Annotated in this window: 19 protein-coding genes and 1 riboswitch; of the genes, 10 read left to right on the top strand and 9 right to left on the bottom strand. The window is 58.9% G+C overall.

The window, feature by feature from the left end; genetic code table 11:
• Positions 1–160: 160 nt before the first annotated feature.
• The 3 genes from HBO23_RS09590 to HBO23_RS09600 all read left to right on the top strand — a co-directional run bounded on the left by HBO23_RS09590 (position 161) and on the right by HBO23_RS09600 (position 3,071).
• On the top strand, positions 161–2,050 hold the full coding sequence (locus tag HBO23_RS09590; RefSeq protein ID WP_170037920.1) for an AAA family ATPase: 1,890 nt from the start codon (positions 161–163) through the stop codon (positions 2,048–2,050).
• A 412-nt stretch (positions 2,051–2,462) separates the two neighbouring features.
• Positions 2,463–2,696: a hypothetical protein gene (locus tag HBO23_RS09595; protein ID WP_170037922.1), complete on the top strand. Its 234-nt coding sequence runs from the start codon at positions 2,463–2,465 to the stop codon at positions 2,694–2,696.
• A 75-nt stretch (positions 2,697–2,771) separates the two neighbouring features.
• Entirely contained in the window at positions 2,772–3,071 is a 300-nt protein-coding gene (locus HBO23_RS09600) for a hypothetical protein (RefSeq protein ID WP_017136894.1), read from the top strand.
• Between the two features lie 37 nt (positions 3,072–3,108).
• Here HBO23_RS09600 and HBO23_RS09605 read toward each other — a convergent pair whose 3' ends face one another.
• A complete protein-coding gene (locus HBO23_RS09605) occupies positions 3,109–3,348 on the bottom strand; it encodes a DUF6124 family protein (protein ID WP_170037924.1) in 240 nt (79 codons plus the stop codon).
• 510 nt (positions 3,349–3,858) lie between these two features.
• Positions 3,859–4,464, bottom strand: coding sequence for a hypothetical protein (locus HBO23_RS09610; RefSeq protein ID WP_170037926.1), 606 nt, complete (start codon positions 4,462–4,464; stop codon positions 3,859–3,861).
• Positions 4,465–4,588: 124 nt separating this feature from the next.
• On the opposite strand from HBO23_RS09610, the gene HBO23_RS09615 reads away from it, so the two are divergent.
• Positions 4,589–5,170 carry a nucleotidyltransferase family protein gene (locus tag HBO23_RS09615; protein ID WP_169988612.1) on the top strand — a complete coding sequence of 194 codons (582 nt, stop codon included), beginning with the start codon at positions 4,589–4,591 and terminating at the stop codon, positions 5,168–5,170.
• Here the strand turns inward: HBO23_RS09615 and chrA are convergent.
• A complete protein-coding gene (gene chrA / locus HBO23_RS09620; RefSeq protein ID WP_170037928.1) occupies positions 5,151–6,362 on the bottom strand; it encodes a chromate efflux transporter in 1,212 nt (403 codons plus the stop codon). The two genes, HBO23_RS09615 and chrA, sit on opposite strands and share 20 nt — an antisense overlap.
• A gap of 195 nt (positions 6,363–6,557) precedes the next feature.
• Between chrA and HBO23_RS09625 the strand changes: the two genes are divergently transcribed.
• The 4 genes from HBO23_RS09625 to HBO23_RS09640 all read left to right on the top strand — a co-directional run bounded on the left by HBO23_RS09625 (position 6,558) and on the right by HBO23_RS09640 (position 9,065).
• A complete protein-coding gene (locus HBO23_RS09625; RefSeq protein WP_170037930.1) occupies positions 6,558–6,998 on the top strand; it encodes a TspO/MBR family protein in 441 nt (146 codons plus the stop codon).
• Complete coding sequence (locus tag HBO23_RS09630; protein WP_170037932.1) at positions 6,998–7,942, top strand: alpha/beta hydrolase; 945 nt, start codon at positions 6,998–7,000, stop codon at positions 7,940–7,942. The genes HBO23_RS09625 and HBO23_RS09630 overlap by 1 nt, the downstream gene beginning before the upstream one ends.
• Positions 7,943–8,007: 65 nt before the next feature.
• A complete protein-coding gene (locus HBO23_RS09635; protein WP_169988606.1) occupies positions 8,008–8,547 on the top strand; it encodes a hypothetical protein in 540 nt (179 codons plus the stop codon).
• 20 nt (positions 8,548–8,567) lie between these two features.
• Positions 8,568–9,065: a GNAT family N-acetyltransferase gene (locus tag HBO23_RS09640; RefSeq protein WP_170037934.1), complete on the top strand. Its 498-nt coding sequence runs from the start codon at positions 8,568–8,570 to the stop codon at positions 9,063–9,065.
• A 334-nt stretch (positions 9,066–9,399) separates the two neighbouring features.
• Here HBO23_RS09640 and HBO23_RS09645 read toward each other — a convergent pair whose 3' ends face one another.
• The 4 genes from HBO23_RS09645 to HBO23_RS09660 form a co-directional block, all read right to left on the bottom strand.
• Positions 9,400–10,164 (bottom strand): ABC transporter ATP-binding protein, encoded by a 765-nt coding sequence (locus tag HBO23_RS09645; protein WP_169988604.1) that lies wholly within the window; start codon positions 10,162–10,164, stop codon positions 9,400–9,402.
• The gene (locus HBO23_RS09650) at positions 10,161–11,165 is read right to left on the bottom strand and encodes an iron ABC transporter permease (RefSeq protein WP_017138720.1); all 1,005 of its coding nucleotides are present in this window, start codon (positions 11,163–11,165) and stop codon (positions 10,161–10,163) included. Before HBO23_RS09650 ends, HBO23_RS09645 begins: the two co-directional genes overlap by 4 nt.
• Positions 11,162–12,172, bottom strand: coding sequence for an ABC transporter substrate-binding protein (locus HBO23_RS09655; protein WP_017138721.1), 1,011 nt, complete (start codon positions 12,170–12,172; stop codon positions 11,162–11,164). The genes HBO23_RS09650 and HBO23_RS09655 overlap by 4 nt, the downstream gene beginning before the upstream one ends.
• Before the next feature lie 114 nt (positions 12,173–12,286).
• A riboswitch (cobalamin riboswitch) is annotated at positions 12,287–12,481 on the bottom strand.
• 495 nt (positions 12,482–12,976) lie between these two features.
• Positions 12,977–14,368, bottom strand: coding sequence for an aldehyde dehydrogenase family protein (locus HBO23_RS09660; protein WP_170037936.1), 1,392 nt, complete (start codon positions 14,366–14,368; stop codon positions 12,977–12,979).
• A 190-nt stretch (positions 14,369–14,558) separates the two neighbouring features.
• On the opposite strand from HBO23_RS09660, the gene HBO23_RS09665 reads away from it, so the two are divergent.
• Positions 14,559–15,431 carry a LysR family transcriptional regulator gene (locus HBO23_RS09665; RefSeq protein WP_017138723.1) on the top strand — a complete coding sequence of 291 codons (873 nt, stop codon included), beginning with the start codon at positions 14,559–14,561 and terminating at the stop codon, positions 15,429–15,431.
• Between the two features lie 46 nt (positions 15,432–15,477).
• Here the strand turns inward: HBO23_RS09665 and HBO23_RS09670 are convergent, their stop codons facing one another.
• Complete coding sequence (locus HBO23_RS09670) at positions 15,478–15,687, bottom strand: hypothetical protein (protein WP_017138724.1); 210 nt, start codon at positions 15,685–15,687, stop codon at positions 15,478–15,480.
• A gap of 101 nt (positions 15,688–15,788) precedes the next feature.
• A complete protein-coding gene (locus HBO23_RS09675; RefSeq protein ID WP_017138725.1) occupies positions 15,789–16,985 on the bottom strand; it encodes an amino acid aminotransferase in 1,197 nt (398 codons plus the stop codon).
• A gap of 343 nt (positions 16,986–17,328) precedes the next feature.
• Here HBO23_RS09675 and uvrB point away from each other — a divergent pair, with 343 nt between their 5' ends.
• Positions 17,329–19,344 (top strand): excinuclease ABC subunit UvrB, encoded by a 2,016-nt coding sequence (uvrB, locus tag HBO23_RS09680; protein ID WP_099548995.1) that lies wholly within the window; start codon positions 17,329–17,331, stop codon positions 19,342–19,344.
• Positions 19,345–19,456 lie beyond the last annotated feature (112 nt).

Below are 19,456 nucleotides of genomic sequence, written 5' to 3' on the forward strand. Positions count from 1 at the left end.
AGTTTTCCATTGGTATCCGAGGAGAGCCTGAGCACTGTCCTACTACTTGTTTCCGAGGCGCCATTTCGGAGTTGGGGCATAGGGAATTTCTTGGAGAGTTCAAGCAGATGGCCGTAAAGAAAAACTAAAAACAATATGAACTTACTAAAGGAGTAGGCCGATGAAAGTATTTATTGAAAAGCTATTATTTCAAAACAGATCGCCGTTTGACTATCTAGATATTAATTTGTCAGAAAACGAAATTGCGGTACTGACCGCAGCAAATGGTCGTGGTAAAACCACTATACTTTCTCACATAGCAGACGCTTTTCACGAATTGGCAAAAAATTGGTTTCCTGGTTCTTTTGAAGGAAAGCAAAATAAATTCTATCGAGTCACATCGGGGTTGAATAATCTAGATCAGAGTCGCCCCTCCATATTTTATATGCGCTTAAATATGAGTGGCAAAACAGTTGACTATGTAGATATTGTTGGGGCTGTAAGCGAAGCCGAATATCAAGAAATAATGATCGAGAACAAAATAAGCTTCGGCGAGTTATCTAATGGCCTTAGCGAGAACAATCAAATCAAGCACTGGAAGATCGAAAAAACTCTGGCGCTATCGATCTTTGAATCGAACCTTATCACATACTTCCCTTCATACAGATACGAAACGCCTGGCTATATCAACCAACCCTACGAGGTGAATTTATCCTTCCGAAAGGACAATATTTTTAAGGGGACACTCCCCAATCCATTGGAGGTGGTTTCTGGCTTAAAAACTTTTTCAAACTGGTTGATGGATATTGTGCTGGATATGCAGTACCAACAATCCGGAGTAGTAAACATAAAATTGTTGCTTGATCAGGTAATAACATTAATCTTGCAAGGAAAAATTGCAGCTAAGTTTCGTTTCGGTGTTGGCCCCCGTGGATTTGGTAATACGAGAATTCAAATAATAAACTCTGATTCCGACACATGCCTTTATCCGTCGATATTTCACATTTCCGCAGGCGAGGCTTCAGCGTTGTGCTTGGCCGGGGAGATCATACGGCAGGCGGATGTTATTATCGGTGAAAATCCAATATCGAGCGTCTCCGGTATAGTGCTAATTGACGAGGCAGACAAGCATCTCCATATTCGACTTCAAAAAGAAGTTATGCCAAAGTTGTTTTCGCTTTTTCCAAACTTGCAGTTTATAACTAGCTCGCACTCGCCATTTATGGCGATGGGGTTGGCGGATGAAGCGATAAATCGCACCAAAATTATCGACTTGGATAACTTCGGAATTACAAGAGACCCGTATAATAGCGATCTTTATACCGAAGTTTACGATATGATGATTGGTGATAGCTTAGATTTTCGAGAGCAATTCCTAAATCTGAAAGCGACGAGCGAGGTAAGCGAGAAGACTTTAATAGTAACGGAGGGTAAAACTGACGTCCAACATTTGAGGGCGGCGGCTAAGTCCCTAGGGTGTGGAGACTCACTAAATTACTTCGAGGTTCCCGCAGATTGGGGGGATTCGAAGCTCGAAAGACTCTTAGAGCAACTATCGAAACTCAAGCAACGCTGCACAGTTATTGGGGTATTTGATAGAGACGTAGAAAAAATCGTTGCTGGCATTGAAGCAGATGGCAGAACGTTCAAGAATTATGGTAACAATGTTTACGGTGTTTGTTTGCCCGTACCTTCTGGTCGAGAGACATATTCGAATATTTCTATTGAGTTTTTTTATACGGATGATGAACTTAAAAAAACTCATGATGGAAAGCGCCTGCATTTCGACAATGAAATATTCTACTTTCAATCTGCTTCTGCCAATAGAGGCAAGCCTGTGCCTCAGCTCAGAGAGAGGCCCGACGCCGCCGACGAGTCTATAAAGAAAATTTTCGACAGTAATGTTTCTGAGTTGGCCGGAGCGCATTCAAAGGCAAGGTTTGCGGATTTGGTTGAGGGGGATTTGGAATTCGCCAAAAATTTTGACTTCTCTAATTTTGGGTCGATATTTGAAAGAATTTCTCAGGTTGAAGAATACGAAATTGCGAAGACGTCAGTTAGCTTGAGCTAGATCTGGTACGTGGAGACTACTGCTGACACTCTATAAAAAAATTATGAGTGTTTAGTCCCAGCAATCTCCACTTCGCCCGCTCCCAACACATTAGCAGCGCATATCTCAATAGATATGCAGGCATCTGCTGATGAGGCTTTTTTTGTCTTTCCGTTCGTTGTCTCGCATAGGCTTACGCTTTAGGTCGAGATATTATGTAAACACTCCAAGAGAAAATTTGAGTATCAGAGTTAGGGTGAAAATCGCGCTCCTAAGCAGATTTCAAGTCAGCGGACTAGCTAGTTGCTAAATTAGCTATTACCAAACTGACCGCTTTTGGCCGAAATCAGCCCCTTTCCCCGCCAACCGGTCTACCATGGCACCCCCCGGCAGTGGTCCATGCGCTCCCGATCATTTTTCTCAAGGTATCGCCATGTCCATCGACCAAATCTCCCTCCCCAAAGGTGTCGGCCCTCACGCCGCTAAGCTTCTCGACGCCATCACTGGCGCCGCGACCCACGAAGAACTCAACCGCGCTGGCGGCAAAGCCGAAGGTTTTGTCTTGGGGCTGGAATCCTCCAAAGCCATCAAAAGCCAGATCGCCGAATCCTTGTATGTGGCTTACGACGATGCGGCGAGTAACCGCGCGGGTGAGTTGAAGGGTTAAGAACCCGGCACTACAGGAAGTTGTGCGCGCAGGGCGTTAGACTGGGCGCCTTTTATTGCTCAGGATGAGGCTGTCATGTTCAAGGTTGCTCTCGCGTCACTGCTGCTGGCGTGTGCCTTCGGCGCTCAAGCTGATACGACTGTTGATGTGTCGAAGATTTACGGCAACATCAAGTTCGTCAGTAGCTTCCCGGACTATAAGGTCAAGGTGGTAAACAGTTTCCCTGACCTTAAGGTAAAACAGGTGAGCAGTTTTCCCGACTCGGCCGGCAAGTGGAAAACAGTCGAGAGCTTCCCCGACTACAAGATCCAGATTGTTGACTCCTTTCCAGACTTCACTATTCAGTACGTTGATTCGTTCCCAGGGGTTAATTGAAGGCAGCGCCATCAGCGGCGCTGCCTTGGGCTGTTTATCAGCCAGGGCAAGGTGCTTCACGGTCGAGCAATTTGGCCGTGAGCAGCACGCCCAGTTCGCTTAGTTGGTGGATGGCCAGGGCGATGTCGCGGTGTTTGCCGCACAGGTCTTCGGACAGGTCGAGCAGCAGTGTGCTTACGCTGGTGAAGGTTTCGTAGCTGTTGGTGATGAGGGTTTCGGTGCTGGCGTGGGGGACGACGGTGAAGAGGGTGGTTGAGTCTGTTGTGTCATTAGCCATTGTTAAGTTCCTTGCTTGGGCTACAACCCCATCGCTACTAAACGAAAAGGCGGTAGCTGTACGCAGGTTAGTAGACCGGTGGAACCTAACAAAACCGGCGCGTCCGAGGACGCCCTACGCACAGCCACCATCAAGCACAGACGCAATGTCTGACGGATGAAGCTTGTGCACCTGTTAGGTTAAACCGTGGGCTACTAAACCCGATCACTGAACATTCAGCGACCGAGCCACCTTAGAGACGGCCACCTCAGCACACAAGCCGGCGGATTCTGACGCACGCGTAGGCAATGGAGCAAGGTGGTGCGGGCTTGTTCACCATTCCCTGTGGTTAGGAAACTCCCTTGTGGCGAGCAGGCTTGCCCTGCGTTGGGCTGCGAAGCGGCCCCAAAAGCGGCGAACGGGTTTCTCTTTTGGACCGCGGTGGCTGGGTTGGGAGCGCTGCGCACTCCAGCGCAGGGCAAGCCTGCTCGCCACAACGAACCCGCTTTCCACAACAGTACTGCTCACCACTTAGAACGCCTGGTTCACCCCAACCCCACGCATGATCGAAAACCGTGGGTCGATCAGCTTCAGCGTTTGCTCACCCTTCAAGCGGCCCACCACCACGGTGTAGGTCTTGGGCACTTCGGAGAGGTTTTCCGGGTTGCGGGCCAGTTTTTCAATCGCCGGGGTGTTGGCCCAGTCGGCGATGGTTTTCTGGCGAATGTCTACGGTCACCACCCAGGATTTATCCACGGCGGCGCCCATCGGGTTGGGGTTGGCGGCGATGTTCTGGATCTTGGCGATTTCATAGCCCTGGGCGTAGCAGAACCCGGACTCTTGCTGCACATAGGCGGCGCGGCCGTTGTCGGTGAGGCTGTAGGTGTTGGCGCTTTTGGTCAGCAGGCCGGCGTCGGTCAGGGCGTCGAAGGCCGGCTGGTTGGCGCTGGAGGTGCCGCTCATGACGCCGTCACCCAAGGTCACCGGGAAGCGGTTGAACATCGCCGCCTTCACGCAGGACGCGCCTTCGAGCCTGGGTTGCAGCGCGGCTTGAATGTCGGTGTCCGACGGGCTGTCGCTGCAGGCGGTGAGCAGCAAAGCGGCGGCGGTGATGAGGGCCATTTCTCTGATTCGCATCGTTTTATCCTTGACGATTGGTGGCGGGCGGGCAAAGTGTATAGAAACATTGCTGTCACGAAACCCTCCCCGCCGTCGTGTAGGTTCGGTGACTTGAGCCACCCTGAACACACAAGGATTAAACATGACATTGACCGTCAACACCCTGCTCGAGCTGGCCATGGCCAACCCCATCAACGCCGAAATCACCGCACGCCTGCCCGACCTCGGCGTAGAGCAGTGCATGCTCACGGCGGGCTGCCTGTTCCAGGCCGTCTGGAACCATCAGTCAAACTTGCCTGCGGCTCATAACGTAAAGGACTACGACGTCTTTTACTTCGACACGGACTTGTCCTACGAAGCGGAGGACAAAGTGATCCGCGCCGCCGCGCGGTTGTTTGAGGATTTGGGCGTTAACGTCGAGGTCAAGAACCAGGCGCGGGTGCACCTTTGGTACAGCGAGCGCTTTGGTCGGCCTTATCCACAGCTGCACTCGGCTAAACAGGGCGTGGACCGTTACCTGGTGGCCGGCACCTGCATCGGGCTGGAGATCGACACGGGCGAGGTGTATGCGCCCTATGGGTTAGCGGATGTGGAGCAGGGCGTGTTGCGGATTAACCCGCTGCACCGCGAGCCTGAGTTGTTCGCCGCCAAGGCCCGCAGTTATCAGGCGCGCTGGCCTTGGCTCACGATCGTGGCGCCTGAGGTTATGCCGGGCCGAGGCTGAGCAGCCATCCGAGCCCGGCGCTGCCCAGCACCACCAGCCACGGGGGTAATTTCCACACCATCAACGCCACCAGGGCAATCAGGGCCAGACCGAAGTCCCGGGCGCTGAAGATAGCGCTGGTCCACACCGGTTGGTACAGCGCTGCCAGCAACAGGCCAACCACTGCAGCATTCACGCCCGCGAGAGCCGCTTGGGTGCGCGGGCTGCGGCGCAGGCTTTCCCAGAAGGGCATTGCGCCCATCACCAGCAAAAACGAGGGCGCAAAGATTGCCAGCAGGCAGAGCAAACCGCCAGGCCAACCGGTGGGGGGCTGTTGCATCGACGCGCCAAGGAATGCGGCGAAGGTGAACAGGGGACCGGGCATGGCTTGCGCCGCAGCGTAGCCGGCCAGGAATACGTCGTTGCTCACCCAGAGTGTCGGCACGACCTCCGCTTGCAATAGCGGCAGCACCACGTGGCCGCCACCGAACACGAGTGCACCGGTGCGGTAGAACGCGTCGATCACGGCCACGTCTTGGCGGGTTGTGAACTGCGCCAGCAGCGGCAGGCCCGCCAGTAATACCAGGAACAACGCCAGCCACATTGCCCCGGTTCGACGGCTGAGGGTGATGGGCAGCGCGTCGAGGGTGGTCGGCGACGGGGCTTTTAGCCAGAGCGGGCCGGCCAGTGCCGCTGCGGCTATAACACCCACCTGGCCCCAGGCCGAGGTTTGCAGCAGGGCTATGCAGGCGGCGATCAGCATCACAGTGATGCGCGTTGCGTCGGTGCACAGGTTGCGCGCCATGCCCCACACGGCTTGCGCGACGACGGCGACCGCCACGACTTTAAGGCCGTGCAGCACGCCGGACGGGATGGCCGCGCTGTGTTGGGCAATACCCATTGCAAACAGGATCAGCACCACGGCCGACGGCAGGGTAAACCCCAGCCACGCCGCCAGCGCGCCGCCGTAGCCCGCCCGTGACAGACCCAGCGCAATGCCCACCTGGCTGCTGGCCGGGCCGGGGAGGAATTGGCACAGTGCTACAAGGTCCGCATAAGTGCGCTCACTCAGCCAGCGCCGCCGGGTGACGAACTCGTTGCGAAAGTAACCCAGATGCGCCACCGGACCACCGAATGACGTGAGCCCAAGGCGCAGGAAAATCAGGAATACCGTCCAGGGGCTGGCGCGGTGGTCAACAGTGGAGAGGTTCAAGGCGCAGCATCCCAATGACGGCAAACGGATTAAGGCGTAGAGGCACCCTAGTCGATTTTGATGACGCGAAGAAGAGGCGCTGGTTTGTGCAAATTGCCGCGCTGGATGGAATTTATGCCCGTGTGTTTGAGTCATTGAAATGGCAGGGAACAAGGCCTCCCACCCATCACCGCTGATTTCAGCCCAGGACAGCCCATGATCTTCCTTATTTTCCTCATCGCCTGCGGCGCCGCCGCCAGTACCGGCATCATTTTCAAGCCCGGCCAGTGGTACGAAACCCTGGTCAAGCCCGGCTTCACTCCACCCAATTGGCTGTTTCCGGTGGCCTGGACGGTCATCTACCTGCTGCTCGCCTGGGCGGGTTATCGCCTGACGATGATTCCCGGCAGCCAATTGGCCCTGGGCCTGTGGGCGGCGCAGATTGCGCTGAACACGCTGTGGACGCCGGTGTTTTTCGGCGCGCATAACATCGTGGCCGGGATGGTGGTGATTCTGCTGCTGTGGCTGGTGGTGGCCGCGTTGGTGGTGATGGCGTTGCGGTTGGACTTGATCACCGGCTTGATCCTGTTCCCTTACCTGGCGTGGCTGAGCGTAGCGGCGGCGTTGAATTTCTCGATTTTGCGTAATAACCGCTGATGGCTCATAAACGCTGGCCCGCGAGCGAGGCTGAATTAGTCCAGATGCGCCAGTTCAATAAAAAGCTGGCCTGGCTGCCGCGTTTTAAAATCCGCAATCGCGTCACGCCGCGTTTGATCCAGGCGTTGCTGCGAGTCAGTCAAAAGGTCAAGAAAGCGCCTGCGGCTGAAACCCGCCGAGTGGCCGGTGTGCCCGTGCGTATCCTGCGGCCCGAGGGGAAAACCAACGGCGTGGTGCTGGATATCCACGGCGGCGGTTGGGTGATCGGCAATGCACAGATGGATGACGACCTCAACCTGGGCATGGTGCAGGCGTGTGGTGTGGCGGTGGTGTCGGTGGATTACCGGCTGGCGGTGGACACGCCGGTTGAGGGGGTGATGGAGGACTGCCTGAATGCCGCGCGCTGGTTGCTCAGCAGTGATGAGTTTGCCGACTTGCCGGTGTTCGTCGTGGGTGAGTCTGCCGGTGGGCATTTGGCGGCGGCAACCTTGCTGGCGCTTAAGCAATGGCCTGAACTGCTCAAGCGGGTGAGCGGTGCGGTGCTGTACTACGGCGTATACGACTTGACCGGCACACCGAGCGTGCGCACGGCGGGGCCCGAGACGTTGTTGTTGGACGGACCGGGCATGGTCGACGCGCTGCGCCTGCTCACGCCGGGCTTGAGTGATGAGCAACGTCGGCAGCCGCCGTTGTCACCGTTGTATGGCGACCTGACCGGCTTGCCGCCGGCGTTGATGTTTGTGGGCGAACTTGACCCGTTGCTGGACGACACGCTGCAGATGGCCGAGCGCTGGGGCATGGCCGCGCAGGTTGAGGCGCACCTGTTGCCGGAATCTGCCCATGGGTTTATTCATTTTCCGGTGGCGATGGCGGATGACGTTCTTGCTTACAGTCGGCGGTGGATATCGGCGAGAATCCAGTCGGTACTCGCTTGTAGTGGTTAGCCATTCACCTGCACCCCGCGTAACCTCTGACACCCTGGTTTCCAGATTCTCGCAAGGACGCACACGTGACCATTTCCCATGCAGTTGCAGGGCTATCGGCATTTTTGCTGGTGGCAGGTGTTCAAGCCGCCGAATACAACTTCTCGTTTGATGTGCCCTACGGGCAGTACGAGCGGCAATTCAAAATGAAGACCCCAGGTGACGGCACGTTGAGCTGCACGGTGTTCATCGAAAAAGAGTACCGGGGCGAGAAGTGGGTGCCGGCAGTGATTCTGGCGGCTGCCGAAGACGATGCCGAAGACGACACGCTGTTTCTGTCCAGTTCGACCGAGCCCAACGGCGGGCCGCGCACGTTCCACCTGCGCACGTTCAACCAGGCGAAGCCGGTCCTCGACAAGACGCTGTGGGAGGCCCCGGATGAGAAGGGCGTGTATAAGATGGCCGTGTCGTGGTATGCCAATGGCGCCATCGGTTATCAGTACGGCATCTACGCGAGTTGGCAAGAGAAGCAGTTCGTCGAGAAGCCAGGTTTTTCCACGCGGCATGTCAGCGTCCATGCGTCGGGCGTGAAGGGCTCTGCTTTGTGCTACGTGCATACCAAGTGACACTGAGCGATCGAGATTGTATGGCACAAAGCCCGACCATTCGGACGGTGACGGCCGCCGACCTTCCGCAGGTGCTGGCCTTTGTTCTGCAGGCCCGCGCCGAGCTTTTCCCCAAACTCAGCGCCACGGGCCTGCCGGATGACTTGGCGCGATTTGAGGCCGTTTACCTAAAGGGTGACGGCCAGTTTCTGCTGGCCTGTGTTGAAGATCAAATCGTGGCTGCCGTCGGCTATCTGCCGTATGACGGGCGCTTCCCGCAGTTGAATTACCAGGGCCGCAAAGTCGTCGAGGTGGTGCGCCTGTTTGTGCTGCCGGCGTTTCGCCGTTTTGGTTTGGCAGGGGAGTTGTATCGCGCATTGGAGATGAAGGCACAGGCGGATGGGGTGGAGGTGGTTTACCTGCACACCCATCCGTTTTTGCCGGGTGCGATTGATTTTTGGCGGCGGCAGGGGTTTGAGGTGATCGACGTCGAAGCCGACCCGGTGTGGCAGACCACGCATATGCAGCGGGCTCTATAGATCAAGGTGGGAGCTGGCTTGCCTGCGATAGCCATAGAACGGTTAGAAGTCTGTCGCAAGTGGGCTGTTGTGGCGAGCAGGCTTGCCCTGCGTTGGGCTGCGAAGCGGCCCCAAACCCAGACGCTGAGTACTTTCAGGAAAATTGCAGTGCCTTTACTGGGGCTGCTTCGCAGCCCAACGCAGGACAAGCCTGCTCGCCACAGGAGAAATGGGATGCCTCTAAAAGTTGTGTAGATACCTATGCTGCGATAGCGGTGTGTCAGCCCCAGCTATGGCACTGATCCGCCGGCATCGCAGGCAAGCCAGCTCCCACCTTTGCGCGGTGTGCAGTCCATTAAATGGGGCGTAACCGCAGGATTTGCGCGCCGTCGAACGGGTCCGTGAGGTAATGCGCCTGCACCCCGAATGTTTCCTGTAGCCGCTGCGGCGTCAGCACCTCCAGCGGCGTGCCCAATGCCACCAGGCAGCCGCGATCCAGTACCGCCAAGCGATCACAGGTCAGCGCCTGGTTCAGGTCATGCAGCGCAATCAGCGTGGTCACCGGCAGCGCCTGCACACCTTTCAAAATCGCCAGTTGATGTTGGATATCCAGGTGATTGGTCGGCTCATCCAGCAACAAGATCTGCGGTCGTTGCGCCAATGCGCGGGCGATGTGCACGCGTTGGCGCTCGCCGCCAGAGAGGCTGCGCCAGGCGCGTTGGCTCAGGTGGGTGGCATCGACGTCGTGCAGCGCCTGGCGCACGATGGCATCGTCTTCGGCAGACCACGGGCTCAGCGCCGACAGCCAGGGCGTGCGGCCCAGCGCCACGGCATCGAACACGCGGATGGCATCGTCGGTATCAGCCTGCTGCTCCACCACCGCCAGGTGTTGCGCAACAAGGCGACGGGGCAGTTTGGTCAGGCGCTGGCCGCCCAGTAACACCTCGCCGGACGCAGGCACACGCAAACCGGCGAGCAATTTAAGCAGGGTGGATTTGCCCGAGCCGTTCGGCCCGACAATGCCCAAGGTTTCACCTGGCTGAACTTCAAGATCAATGTCGCGCAGCAAATGCGCTTCACGCACCTTGAAGCCCAGGCCGGTGCAACTGAGTACCGTCATCGCGCATTCCTCCGGCCAATCAGGATCAATGCAAAGACTGGCGCGCCGACCAAGGCAGTGACCACACCGACGGGAATCACCTGGCCTTTGATCAAGGTGCGCGACAGCACATCAGCAGCGATCAGAAACAACGCGCCACCCAGCGCACTGGCGGGCAGCAACCGCGAATGCCCGGTGCCCAGCAGCAGGCGCACGGCGTGGGGAATCACCAGCCCGACAAAACCGATGGAGCCGACAATCGACACCATCACCGCCGTCACCAGCGCCGCGCAACCGACAAGCACAAATTGCACACGGCGCACTGGAATACCCAACGAAGCCGCCGAGTCGGTGCCAAAGGTAAACGCATCCAGCGCACGCCGATGCCACAAGCACACCGCCAGGCCTGCGACCGCCACCGGCACCGCCAGCCACACCGACGGCCAGCGCACGCCGCTGAGGTTGCCCAGCAGCCAGAACATGATGCCGCGCGCCTGTTCGGAACTGGCGGACTTGGTGATTAGGAACGCGGTGAGGGCATTGAACAGCTGCGAACCGGCGATGCCGGCGAGGATGATCTGGCCGGTGCCGCTGACTGAGCCGCTGGCCCGTGCCAGCAATATCACCAACGCAAACGCCGCCATCGCGCCGACAAACGCGCCCGCCGACAGCGAAATCAGCCCACCGCCCACACCCATCAATGCCACCAACACTGCACCGGTCGAGGCGCCCGCGCTGATGCCCAGCAGGTACGGATCGGCCAACGGGTTGCGCAGCAGCGACTGCAGGATCACCCCGCAGGTGGCCAGCCCGGCGCCACACGCGGCGGCAACCAGCGCCCGTGTCAGGCGGTAGTTCCACACCACGCCTTCATCGATCGGGTCGAGCACGTAACCGGCCGCCCAGAGTTTGTTGGCCAGCACCTGCAAGACCACTTGCGGTTCGATGGCGGTTTCGCCGATGGCGGTGCCGGCGAGCACGGCCATCAGCAACACGGCGAGGGCGAGTAGGGTGCGCATCATTTCGACAGGTCGTAGCCGTCGATGGCACCGGCCAGTTGTTCCAGGCCATCGAACATGCGCAGGCTTGCCTGCAACGCCAGGGCATCAATAATGAGGATGCGGTTGTTTTTCACCGCGTCCATGTTGCGGGTCACCGGGTCGCTGCGCAGGAAGGCGAGTTTCTTTTCATGGTCGTCGGCCGGGTAGCGACGGCGGTCCATGCGCGCGATCACCAGGAAGGTCGGGTTGGCCTTGGCGATGGTCTCCCAACCGACGGCGGGCCATTCTTCGTCGGACTGCACCACGTTGTGCAGGCCGAGGGTTTGCAGCATCAATTCGGGAATGCCCTTGTGGCCAGCTACATACGGGTCGGCGGCCATCTCGCTGCTGGAAAACCACACCAGTGCACTGGCGTGCTTGAGGCCTTTGCCTTGCGCGGTGGCGACCGACTTGGCCAGGCGGGCCTTGAGTTCGTCATTCAACTGTTGGCCACGCGCTTGCACGTCGAAAATCTCAGCCAACTGGCTGATGCTTTTATAGATCGTGTCGATGCGAAACGGCTCCAGCCGCGTGCCATCGGCGCCCACCAGGTTGTCCTTGCCTTCGCAGTCGGAGGGCAGCACGTAGGTGGGAATCTTCAGTTCGTGGAATTGCTCGCGGGTACCGACCACGCCTTGCGGGCCGACCACCCATTCCAGCTCGGCGGCCACCAGTTGTGGGCGTTTGGCGATCACAGCTTCGAAGCTCGGCTCGTTGTCGGCCAGGCGCTCGATCTTGTCGTTTTGCGCTTTGAACTGCGGTAATACGCTGTTGAACCACAGCGAAGTGCCGACCACTTTGTCCGCTACGCCCAGAGCGTAAAGCATCTCGGTGGCGGCCTGGCCGATGGTCACGCTGCGTGCCGGGGCTTGTTGGAAGGTGACGCTGCTGCCGCAGTTTTCCACCGTGAGCGGGTAGTGAGTCGGCGTGGCGTGGGCCAGGGCACAAAAGCCCAGGCCGGTGATCAGGGCGCAAACGCGTAGCAGCATGGGGCAATCTCCGAGTGAACCGTACGGGAAACAGGGCAGGTACGGCTCGGAAACACACCTTTGAACGCTGCAGGTTTGCAGGGCGCGGATGTCCTTCCCGGACACCCCGCCGGTGAGTGATAACGCTGGGCCGGCAGGTCTCCTGACTGATGCGTCGTCGCCTCGCTCCGGCCTTCCCGGACGTGGTCCAGTGGCAATGGGGAGCAGGCTCGGCACCTACAGTTGCGGGGGCAGTTTCGATTGGCGCGATGGGCCGCGCTTCGAATTCCCTATTAGTCCCGTTTGGGAACCGGCGCAGTATGGTAGTCGATTGCGGGGTGCGGGGGGAATTGGCGCCATTCCTGCGAAGAATAAGAGCTATGCCTTGGGCCTGCCTACTGCTCGCCGGTTCAGTTGGGGACGCCTGCGCTTTTGAAGGCCTGGAGAAGGTGACCATGCCTACCAACCGAGTAACGCGCGAGCAAGTGCTGGAAGCGAGTAAAGGCAAGCTGCAAAAGCAGTGGGGAACGTGACGGTCGACTAATCGATAAGCACCGCAGATCAAAGGTGGGAGCTGGCTTGCCTGCGATGGCAGTGGGTCAGCCAAGGAGTTGTCACTGATGCACCGCTATCGCAGCATAGGTATCTACACAACTTTTTAAAGCAGCCTATTTCTCCTGTGGTGTCTGGGTTTGGGGCCGCTTCGCGGCCCAACGCAGGACAAGCCTGCTCGCCACAACAGCCCACTGGCCACTAACCGGTTGTGTAGATACCTATGGCTATCGCAGGCAAGCCAGCTCCCACAGTTGAAGGGTGTTGCCGGTTTTATTTGCGATCCAGCCACACGGTCTGCGCGTTGCAGAATTCGCGTACGCCAAAGTGCGACAGTTCGCGGCCAAACCCACTCTTTTTCACGCCGCCAAACGCCACGCGTGGGTCTGACACGCTGAACGAGTTGACGAATACTGCGCCGGTTTCCAGTTGGTTGGTGATATCCCGTGCCTTCGCCGAGTCGGTGGTGAAGATACTGGCGGTCAAGCCGAACTCGCTGTCGTTGGCCAGGGCCACGGCGTGGTCAGCATCGCGGGCGGTGATGATCGAGGCCACGGGGCCGAACAGTTCCTGTTTGAACGAGGTCATCTGGTCGGTGACGTTGGCCAGTACGGTCGGCTCATAGTAGTTGCCGGCGCCGGGCACTTTATTGCCGCCCAGCAGCAGGGTCGCGCCTTCTTCCAGGGTGGCTTGGACTTGGCCATGCAGCTCGTCGCGCAGGTCGAAACGGGCCATCGGGCCGACGTAAGTGTGGGTCGAGGTCGGGTCGCCCATTACCAGCGCGCGGCTGGCCTGAAGGAATTTGGCTGTGAAAGCTTCCACCACACCTGCTTCGATGATCAGGCGCTTGGCGGCGGCGCAGACCTGGCCGCTGTTCTGGAAGCGCCCGATCACGGCGGCCTGCACGGCGGCATCAAGGTCGGCGTCGTTAAGCACGATAAACGGGTCGGAGCCGCCCAATTCCAGCACGCATTTTTTCAGCGCTGCACCGGCTTGGGAGCCGATGGCGATACCGGCGCGCACGCTGCCAGTGAGGGTGACGGCGGCGATGCGTGGGTCGGCGATGGCCTTGGATACGCCGTCGTTGGTCACGTTGACCACTTCAAAAATACCTTCGGCAAAACCGGCTTTCTGGAACGCCTGCTGGATCAGGTAGGCGCTGCCCATCACATTCGGCGCGTGTTTGAGCACGTAGGTGTTACCGGCCAGCAAGGTCGGCACGGCGCCGCGCAGTACTTGCCACACCGGGAAGTTCCACGGCATGACGGCGAAGATCAGGCCCAGCGGACGATATTCGATCTGCGCGCTGCCGTTGTCCACCAGGGTCGGTTCCGGTGCGAGCATGGCTGGGCCTTGGGCGGCGTACCACTCGCTGAGCTGTGCACATTTTTCGATTTCGGCGCGGGCCTGGGCGATGGGTTTGCCCATTTCCAGGGTGATCATCTGGGCCATGTCTTCGGCTTGCTCGCGCAATGCACCGGCCAGGGCCAGCAGCAGTTCAGCGCGTTGGCTCACCGGCTGGCGGCGCCAGCTGCGGAAAGCGTCAGTGGCGCGGTCTAGGGCGGCGTCCAGTTGCGCCGCGGTTTCGTAGGGGTAGCTGGCGACCGTTTCGCCATTGGCGGGGTTGATCGACAAGGCGTGGGTCTGGTGAGTAATAGCGTTCATGGCAGCGTCCGGCTGAATGAGTGGAATGGGGTCAGCCTACGGGGATGCATGTTTTCTGGAAACTGAATAATATTAAGTGATACGTTCTCGAATTGAGAATGGATGTTTGATTTTGGACGCGGAGCGTCCTTGGCGGCATTCCCGCGCAGAGCGTGGGAACGATCACATACGTTCACGATTGGAGAATGACTTGGATCTGGTGCAGCTGGAAATCTTCAAGGCCGTTGCCGAGCAAGGCAGCATCAGCGCCGCCGCGCAGTTGATTCATCGCGTGCCGTCGAACTTGACCACACGCATCAAGCAACTGGAGCAGGATTTGGGCGTGGAGTTGTTTATCCGTGAGAAAAGCCGCCTGCGCCTGTCGCCAGCCGGCTGGAATTTCCTCGGTTATGCGCGGCGCATTCTTGATTTGGTGCAGGAGGCCCGCGCAACCGTGGCCGGGGAGGAGCCTCAGGGCGCGTTTGCGCTTGGCTCGCTGGAGAGTACGGCGGCTGTACGCATTCCGGCGCTATTGGCGGCGTATAACCAGAAACACACCAAGGTCGAGCTGGACCTGAGCACCGGGCCGTCGGGCACGATGATCGAGGGCGTGTTGTCGGGGCGCCTGGCGGCGGCGTTTGTCGATGGGCCGGTGCTGCATGCCACGCTGGAGGGCGTGGCGGTGTTTGAGGAGGAGATGGTGGTGATTGCGCCGCTGCACCATGCGCCGATCACGCGGGGCCAGGATGTGGCGGGGGAGAGCATCTACACCTTTCGTTCGAACTGCTCGTATCGCCATCACTTCGAACGCTGGTTTTCACAGGATGGCGCGGTGCCGGGCAAGATCTTCGAAATGGAGTCCTATCACGGCATGCTCGCCTGCGTCAGCGCCGGGGCCGGCCTGGCGCTGATGCCGCGCAGTATGCTGGAGAGCATGCCGGGGTTTACGACGGTGAGTGTGTGGCCGTTGACCGACGCGTTTCGCCTGCTCAATACCTGGCTGATCTGGCGCCGAGGCACGGTGTCGCAGAGTTTGAACAGCTTTGTGAAGTTGCTGGAGGAACGCGGCCTGGTAGCCACTTAGATCTCATGTGGGAGCTGGCAAGCCAGCTCCCACCTGTTGATCTGTGTCAGCCGCCAAATTGCAGGGTGCCCATGGCCAGCTTGGCCATTATCGCCGTGGCGCCCAACTGCACCAGCCACAAGGCCAACCCACCCAGGAACACGCCCAGCGCCACTTGCAGCACCAGACTTTTCTGGCGCTTGGCTTGCGGCGCGCGCGGGGTGTAGTCATGCAGTTCGTCGCGGTCGGCGCGCAGGTCCAGGTCGTCGTTTCTCATAGGGCTCTCACAGCAAAGGGGCGATCAGGGTTCAGTCTAGTGGGTTCGCCAATAAAAAGGGGGAAGCCATCGGCTTCCCCCTTCGTACGACGCTGGCAGGTTTATAGAACCTGAACAATCGCTTTTGTTACCGCACCAATGTTCGACTGGTTCAACGCGGCCACGCAGATACGGCCGGTGTCGAGCGCGTAGATGCCAAACTCGGTGCGCAGGCGGGTGACTTGCTCAACGGTCAGGCCGGAGTAGGAGAACATCCCACGCTGGCGACCGACGAAGCTGAAGTCGTGGCCCGGTGCAGCCTTGGCCAGTTCGGCGACCATCTGCTCACGCATGCCGCGGATGCGCAGGCGCATTTCGGCCAGTTCCGCTTCCCATTGGGCGCGCAGCTCAGGGTTGTTCAGCACGGCCGCCACGATCGCCGCGCCGTGGGTCGGCGGGTTGGAGTAGTTGGTGCGGATAACGCGTTTGACCTGGGACAGGATGCGCGCGCTTTCTTCCTTGGATTCGCTGACGATCGACAGCGCGCCCACGCGTTCGCCGTACAGCGAGAACGACTTGGAGAACGAGCTGGAGACAAAGAAGGTCAGGCCCGATTCAGCAAACAGGCGCACAGCAGCGGCGTCTTCGTGGATGCCGTCGCCAAAGCCCTGGTAGGCCATGTCGAGGAACGGCACCAGGTTCTTGGCCTTGATTACGTCCAGCACGTTTTGCCAGTCGGCCGGGCTCAGGTCAACGCCGGTCGGGTTGTGGCAGCAGGCGTGCAGCACCACGATGGACTGTGGCGGCAGGGCGTTGAGGTCTTCGAGCAGGCCGGCACGGTTGACGTCGTGGGTGGCGGCGTCGTAGTAGCGGTAGGTCTGCACCGGGAAGCCGGCTTTTTCGAACAGGGCCTGGTGGTTTTCCCAGCTCGGGTCGCTGATAGCGACGACGGCGTTGGGCAGCAGTTGCTTAAGGAAGTCCGCGCCGATTTTAAGCGCGCCGGTGCCGCCGACCGCTTGGGCGGTGATCACGCGGCCGGCGCTCAGCAGTGGCGACTCAGCGCCGAACAGCAGCTTTTGCACGGCCTGGTCGTACGCCACGATACCGTCGATCGGCAGGTAGCCACGGGCGGCGTGTTGCGCCACGCGAATGGCTTCCGCTTCGGCAACGGCACGCAAGAGTGGAATCTTCCCCTCCTCGTTGCAGTAAACGCCCACGCCAAGGTTGACCTTGGTGGTTCGTGTATCGGCGTTAAATGCTTCGTTGAGGCCCAGGATTGGATCGCGTGGTGCCATTTCGACAGCGGAGAACAGGCTCATTTTTGCGGCAGCTCTATGGGGGAATGGAGGGACGTGTCGCGCTCCAGCCGAATGCACTAGAGCGGTGCACAAACGGGGAGCTAGTATAGAGGCCATCCAGGCTCAGGGCGACAACCGAAACGGCTTTTAAGCCAAGTTTTTCGGTTTATTTGCCCACCGTTAGTCTTATTGCAATATTGATCAGCGACGGCAGGTAGGACGATTGCCTTGAAACCCGTCACATTCGCCACCACTTCTACAGCTATCATGGTTTTTTCCTGCAACCTGCGAAGACTATTCGCGGGTTGCTGAGCTATTTCGTCCCTGGCGGTTTCGAGTCTGGGGTGACTTCACGAGGTACGTTATGTCGGATTTCCAGCTCGTCACCCGTTTTGAACCCGCCGGCGACCAGCCCGAAGCCATTCGCCAGATGGTCGAAGGCATCGAAGCCGGCCTTGCGCACCAGACGCTGCTCGGGGTGACCGGTTCAGGCAAGACCTTCAGCATCGCCAACGTGATCGCGCAGATCAACCGCCCGACTCTGGTGCTGGCGCCGAACAAAACCCTGGCCGCGCAGTTGTACGGTGAGTTCAAGGCGTTCTTTCCGAACAACGCGGTGGAGTACTTCGTCTCCTACTACGACTACTACCAGCCCGAAGCCTATGTGCCGTCGTCCGACACCTTTATCGAGAAGGATGCGTCGATCAACGACCATATCGAGCAGATGCGGTTGTCGGCGACCAAGGCGTTGCTGGAGCGCAAGGACGCAATCATCGTCACCACGGTGTCGTGCATCTACGGCCTGGGCAGCCCGGAAACCTATTTGAAAATGGTGCTGCACGTCGATCGCGGCGACAAACTCGACCAGCGCGAACTGCTGCGCCGCCTGACAAGCCTTCAGTACACCCGCAACGACATGGATTTTGCCCGTGCCACCTTCCGTGTGCGTGGCGATGTGATCGACATTTACCCGGCCGAATCCGACCTGGAAGCGATCCGCATTGAGCTGTTCGACGATGAAGTCGAGAGCCTGTCGGCCTTCGACCCGTTGACCGGCGAGGTGATCCGCAAACTGCCGCGCTTCACCTTCTATCCGAAAAGCCACTACGTGACGCCGCGGGAAACCCTGATGGGGGCGATCGAAGGCATCAAGGCCGAACTGGTAGAGCGTCTGGAATACCTGCGCGCCAATAACAAGCTGGTGGAAGCCCAGCGCCTGGAGCAGCGCACCCGCTTCGATTTGGAGATGATCCTGGAGCTGGGCTACTGCAACGGCATCGAAAACTACTCGCGCTACCTGTCGGGGCGCGAAGCCGGCGCCGCGCCGCCGACGCTCTATGATTATTTGCCCGACGACGCGCTGCTGGTGATCGACGAATCCCACGTCAGCGTGCCGCAGGTCGGCGCCATGTATAAGGGCGACCGTTCGCGTAAAGAGACGTTGGTGGAATACGGCTTCCGTCTGCCATCGGCACTGGATAACCGGCCGATGCGTTTTGACGAGTGGGAGGCCATCAGCCCGCAGACCATCTTCGTGTCTGCAACCCCAGGCAACTATGAAGCCGAACATGCCGGCCGTGTGATTGAGCAGTTGGTGCGGCCGACCGGGCTGGTGGACCCGCAGATTGAAATCCGCCCGGCGCTGACCCAGGTCGATGATTTGCTCTCGGAAATCACCAAGCGCGTGGCCCTGGAAGAGCGCGTACTGGTCACCACGCTGACCAAACGCATGTCCGAAGACTTGACCGATTACCTGGCCGACCACGGCGTGCGTGTGCGTTATTTGCACTCGGACATCGACACCGTGGAGCGCGTGGAGATCATCCGCGACTTGCGCCTGGGTGTGTTTGACGTGCTGGTGGGCATTAACTTGCTGCGCGAAGGCCTGGACATGCCGGAGGTTTCGCTGGTGGCGATTCTGGATGCGGACAAGGAAGGCTTCCTGCGTTCCGAGCGCTCGTTGATCCAGACCATTGGCCGTGCCGCGCGTAACCTCAATGGTCGCGCGATTCTGTATGCCGACCGCATCACCGGCTCCATGGAGCGGGCGATTGGCGAAACCGAGCGCCGTCGTGACAAGCAGATTGCGTTTAACCTGGAGCATGGCATCACCCCCAAAGGGGTGTTCAAGGACGTCGCCGACATCATGGAAGGCGCCACTGTGCCGGGTTCGCGCAGCAAGAAGCGCAAGGGCATGGCCAAGGCGGCCGAGGAGAGCGCCAAGTACGAGAACGAACTGCGCTCGCCGAGTGAGATCACCAAGCGGATTCGGCAGTTGGAAGAGAAGATGTACCAGTTGGCGCGCGATCTTGAGTTTGAGGCGGCGGCGCAGACGCGCGATGAGATTGGCAAGTTGCGTGAGCGCCTGTTGGCTGTTTGATTTTTCGCTGGCCGGTCTGGCCTCATCGCGGGCAAGCCCGGCTCCCACAGTTGATGTGTGAGCACAGTCAAAATGTGGGAGCTGGCTTGCCTGCGATAGCGACACCGCGGTC

The sequence above is a fragment of the Pseudomonas sp. WS 5532 genome, assembly GCF_012985445.1.
Taxonomy (GTDB): domain Bacteria; phylum Pseudomonadota; class Gammaproteobacteria; order Pseudomonadales; family Pseudomonadaceae; genus Aquipseudomonas; species Aquipseudomonas edaphica.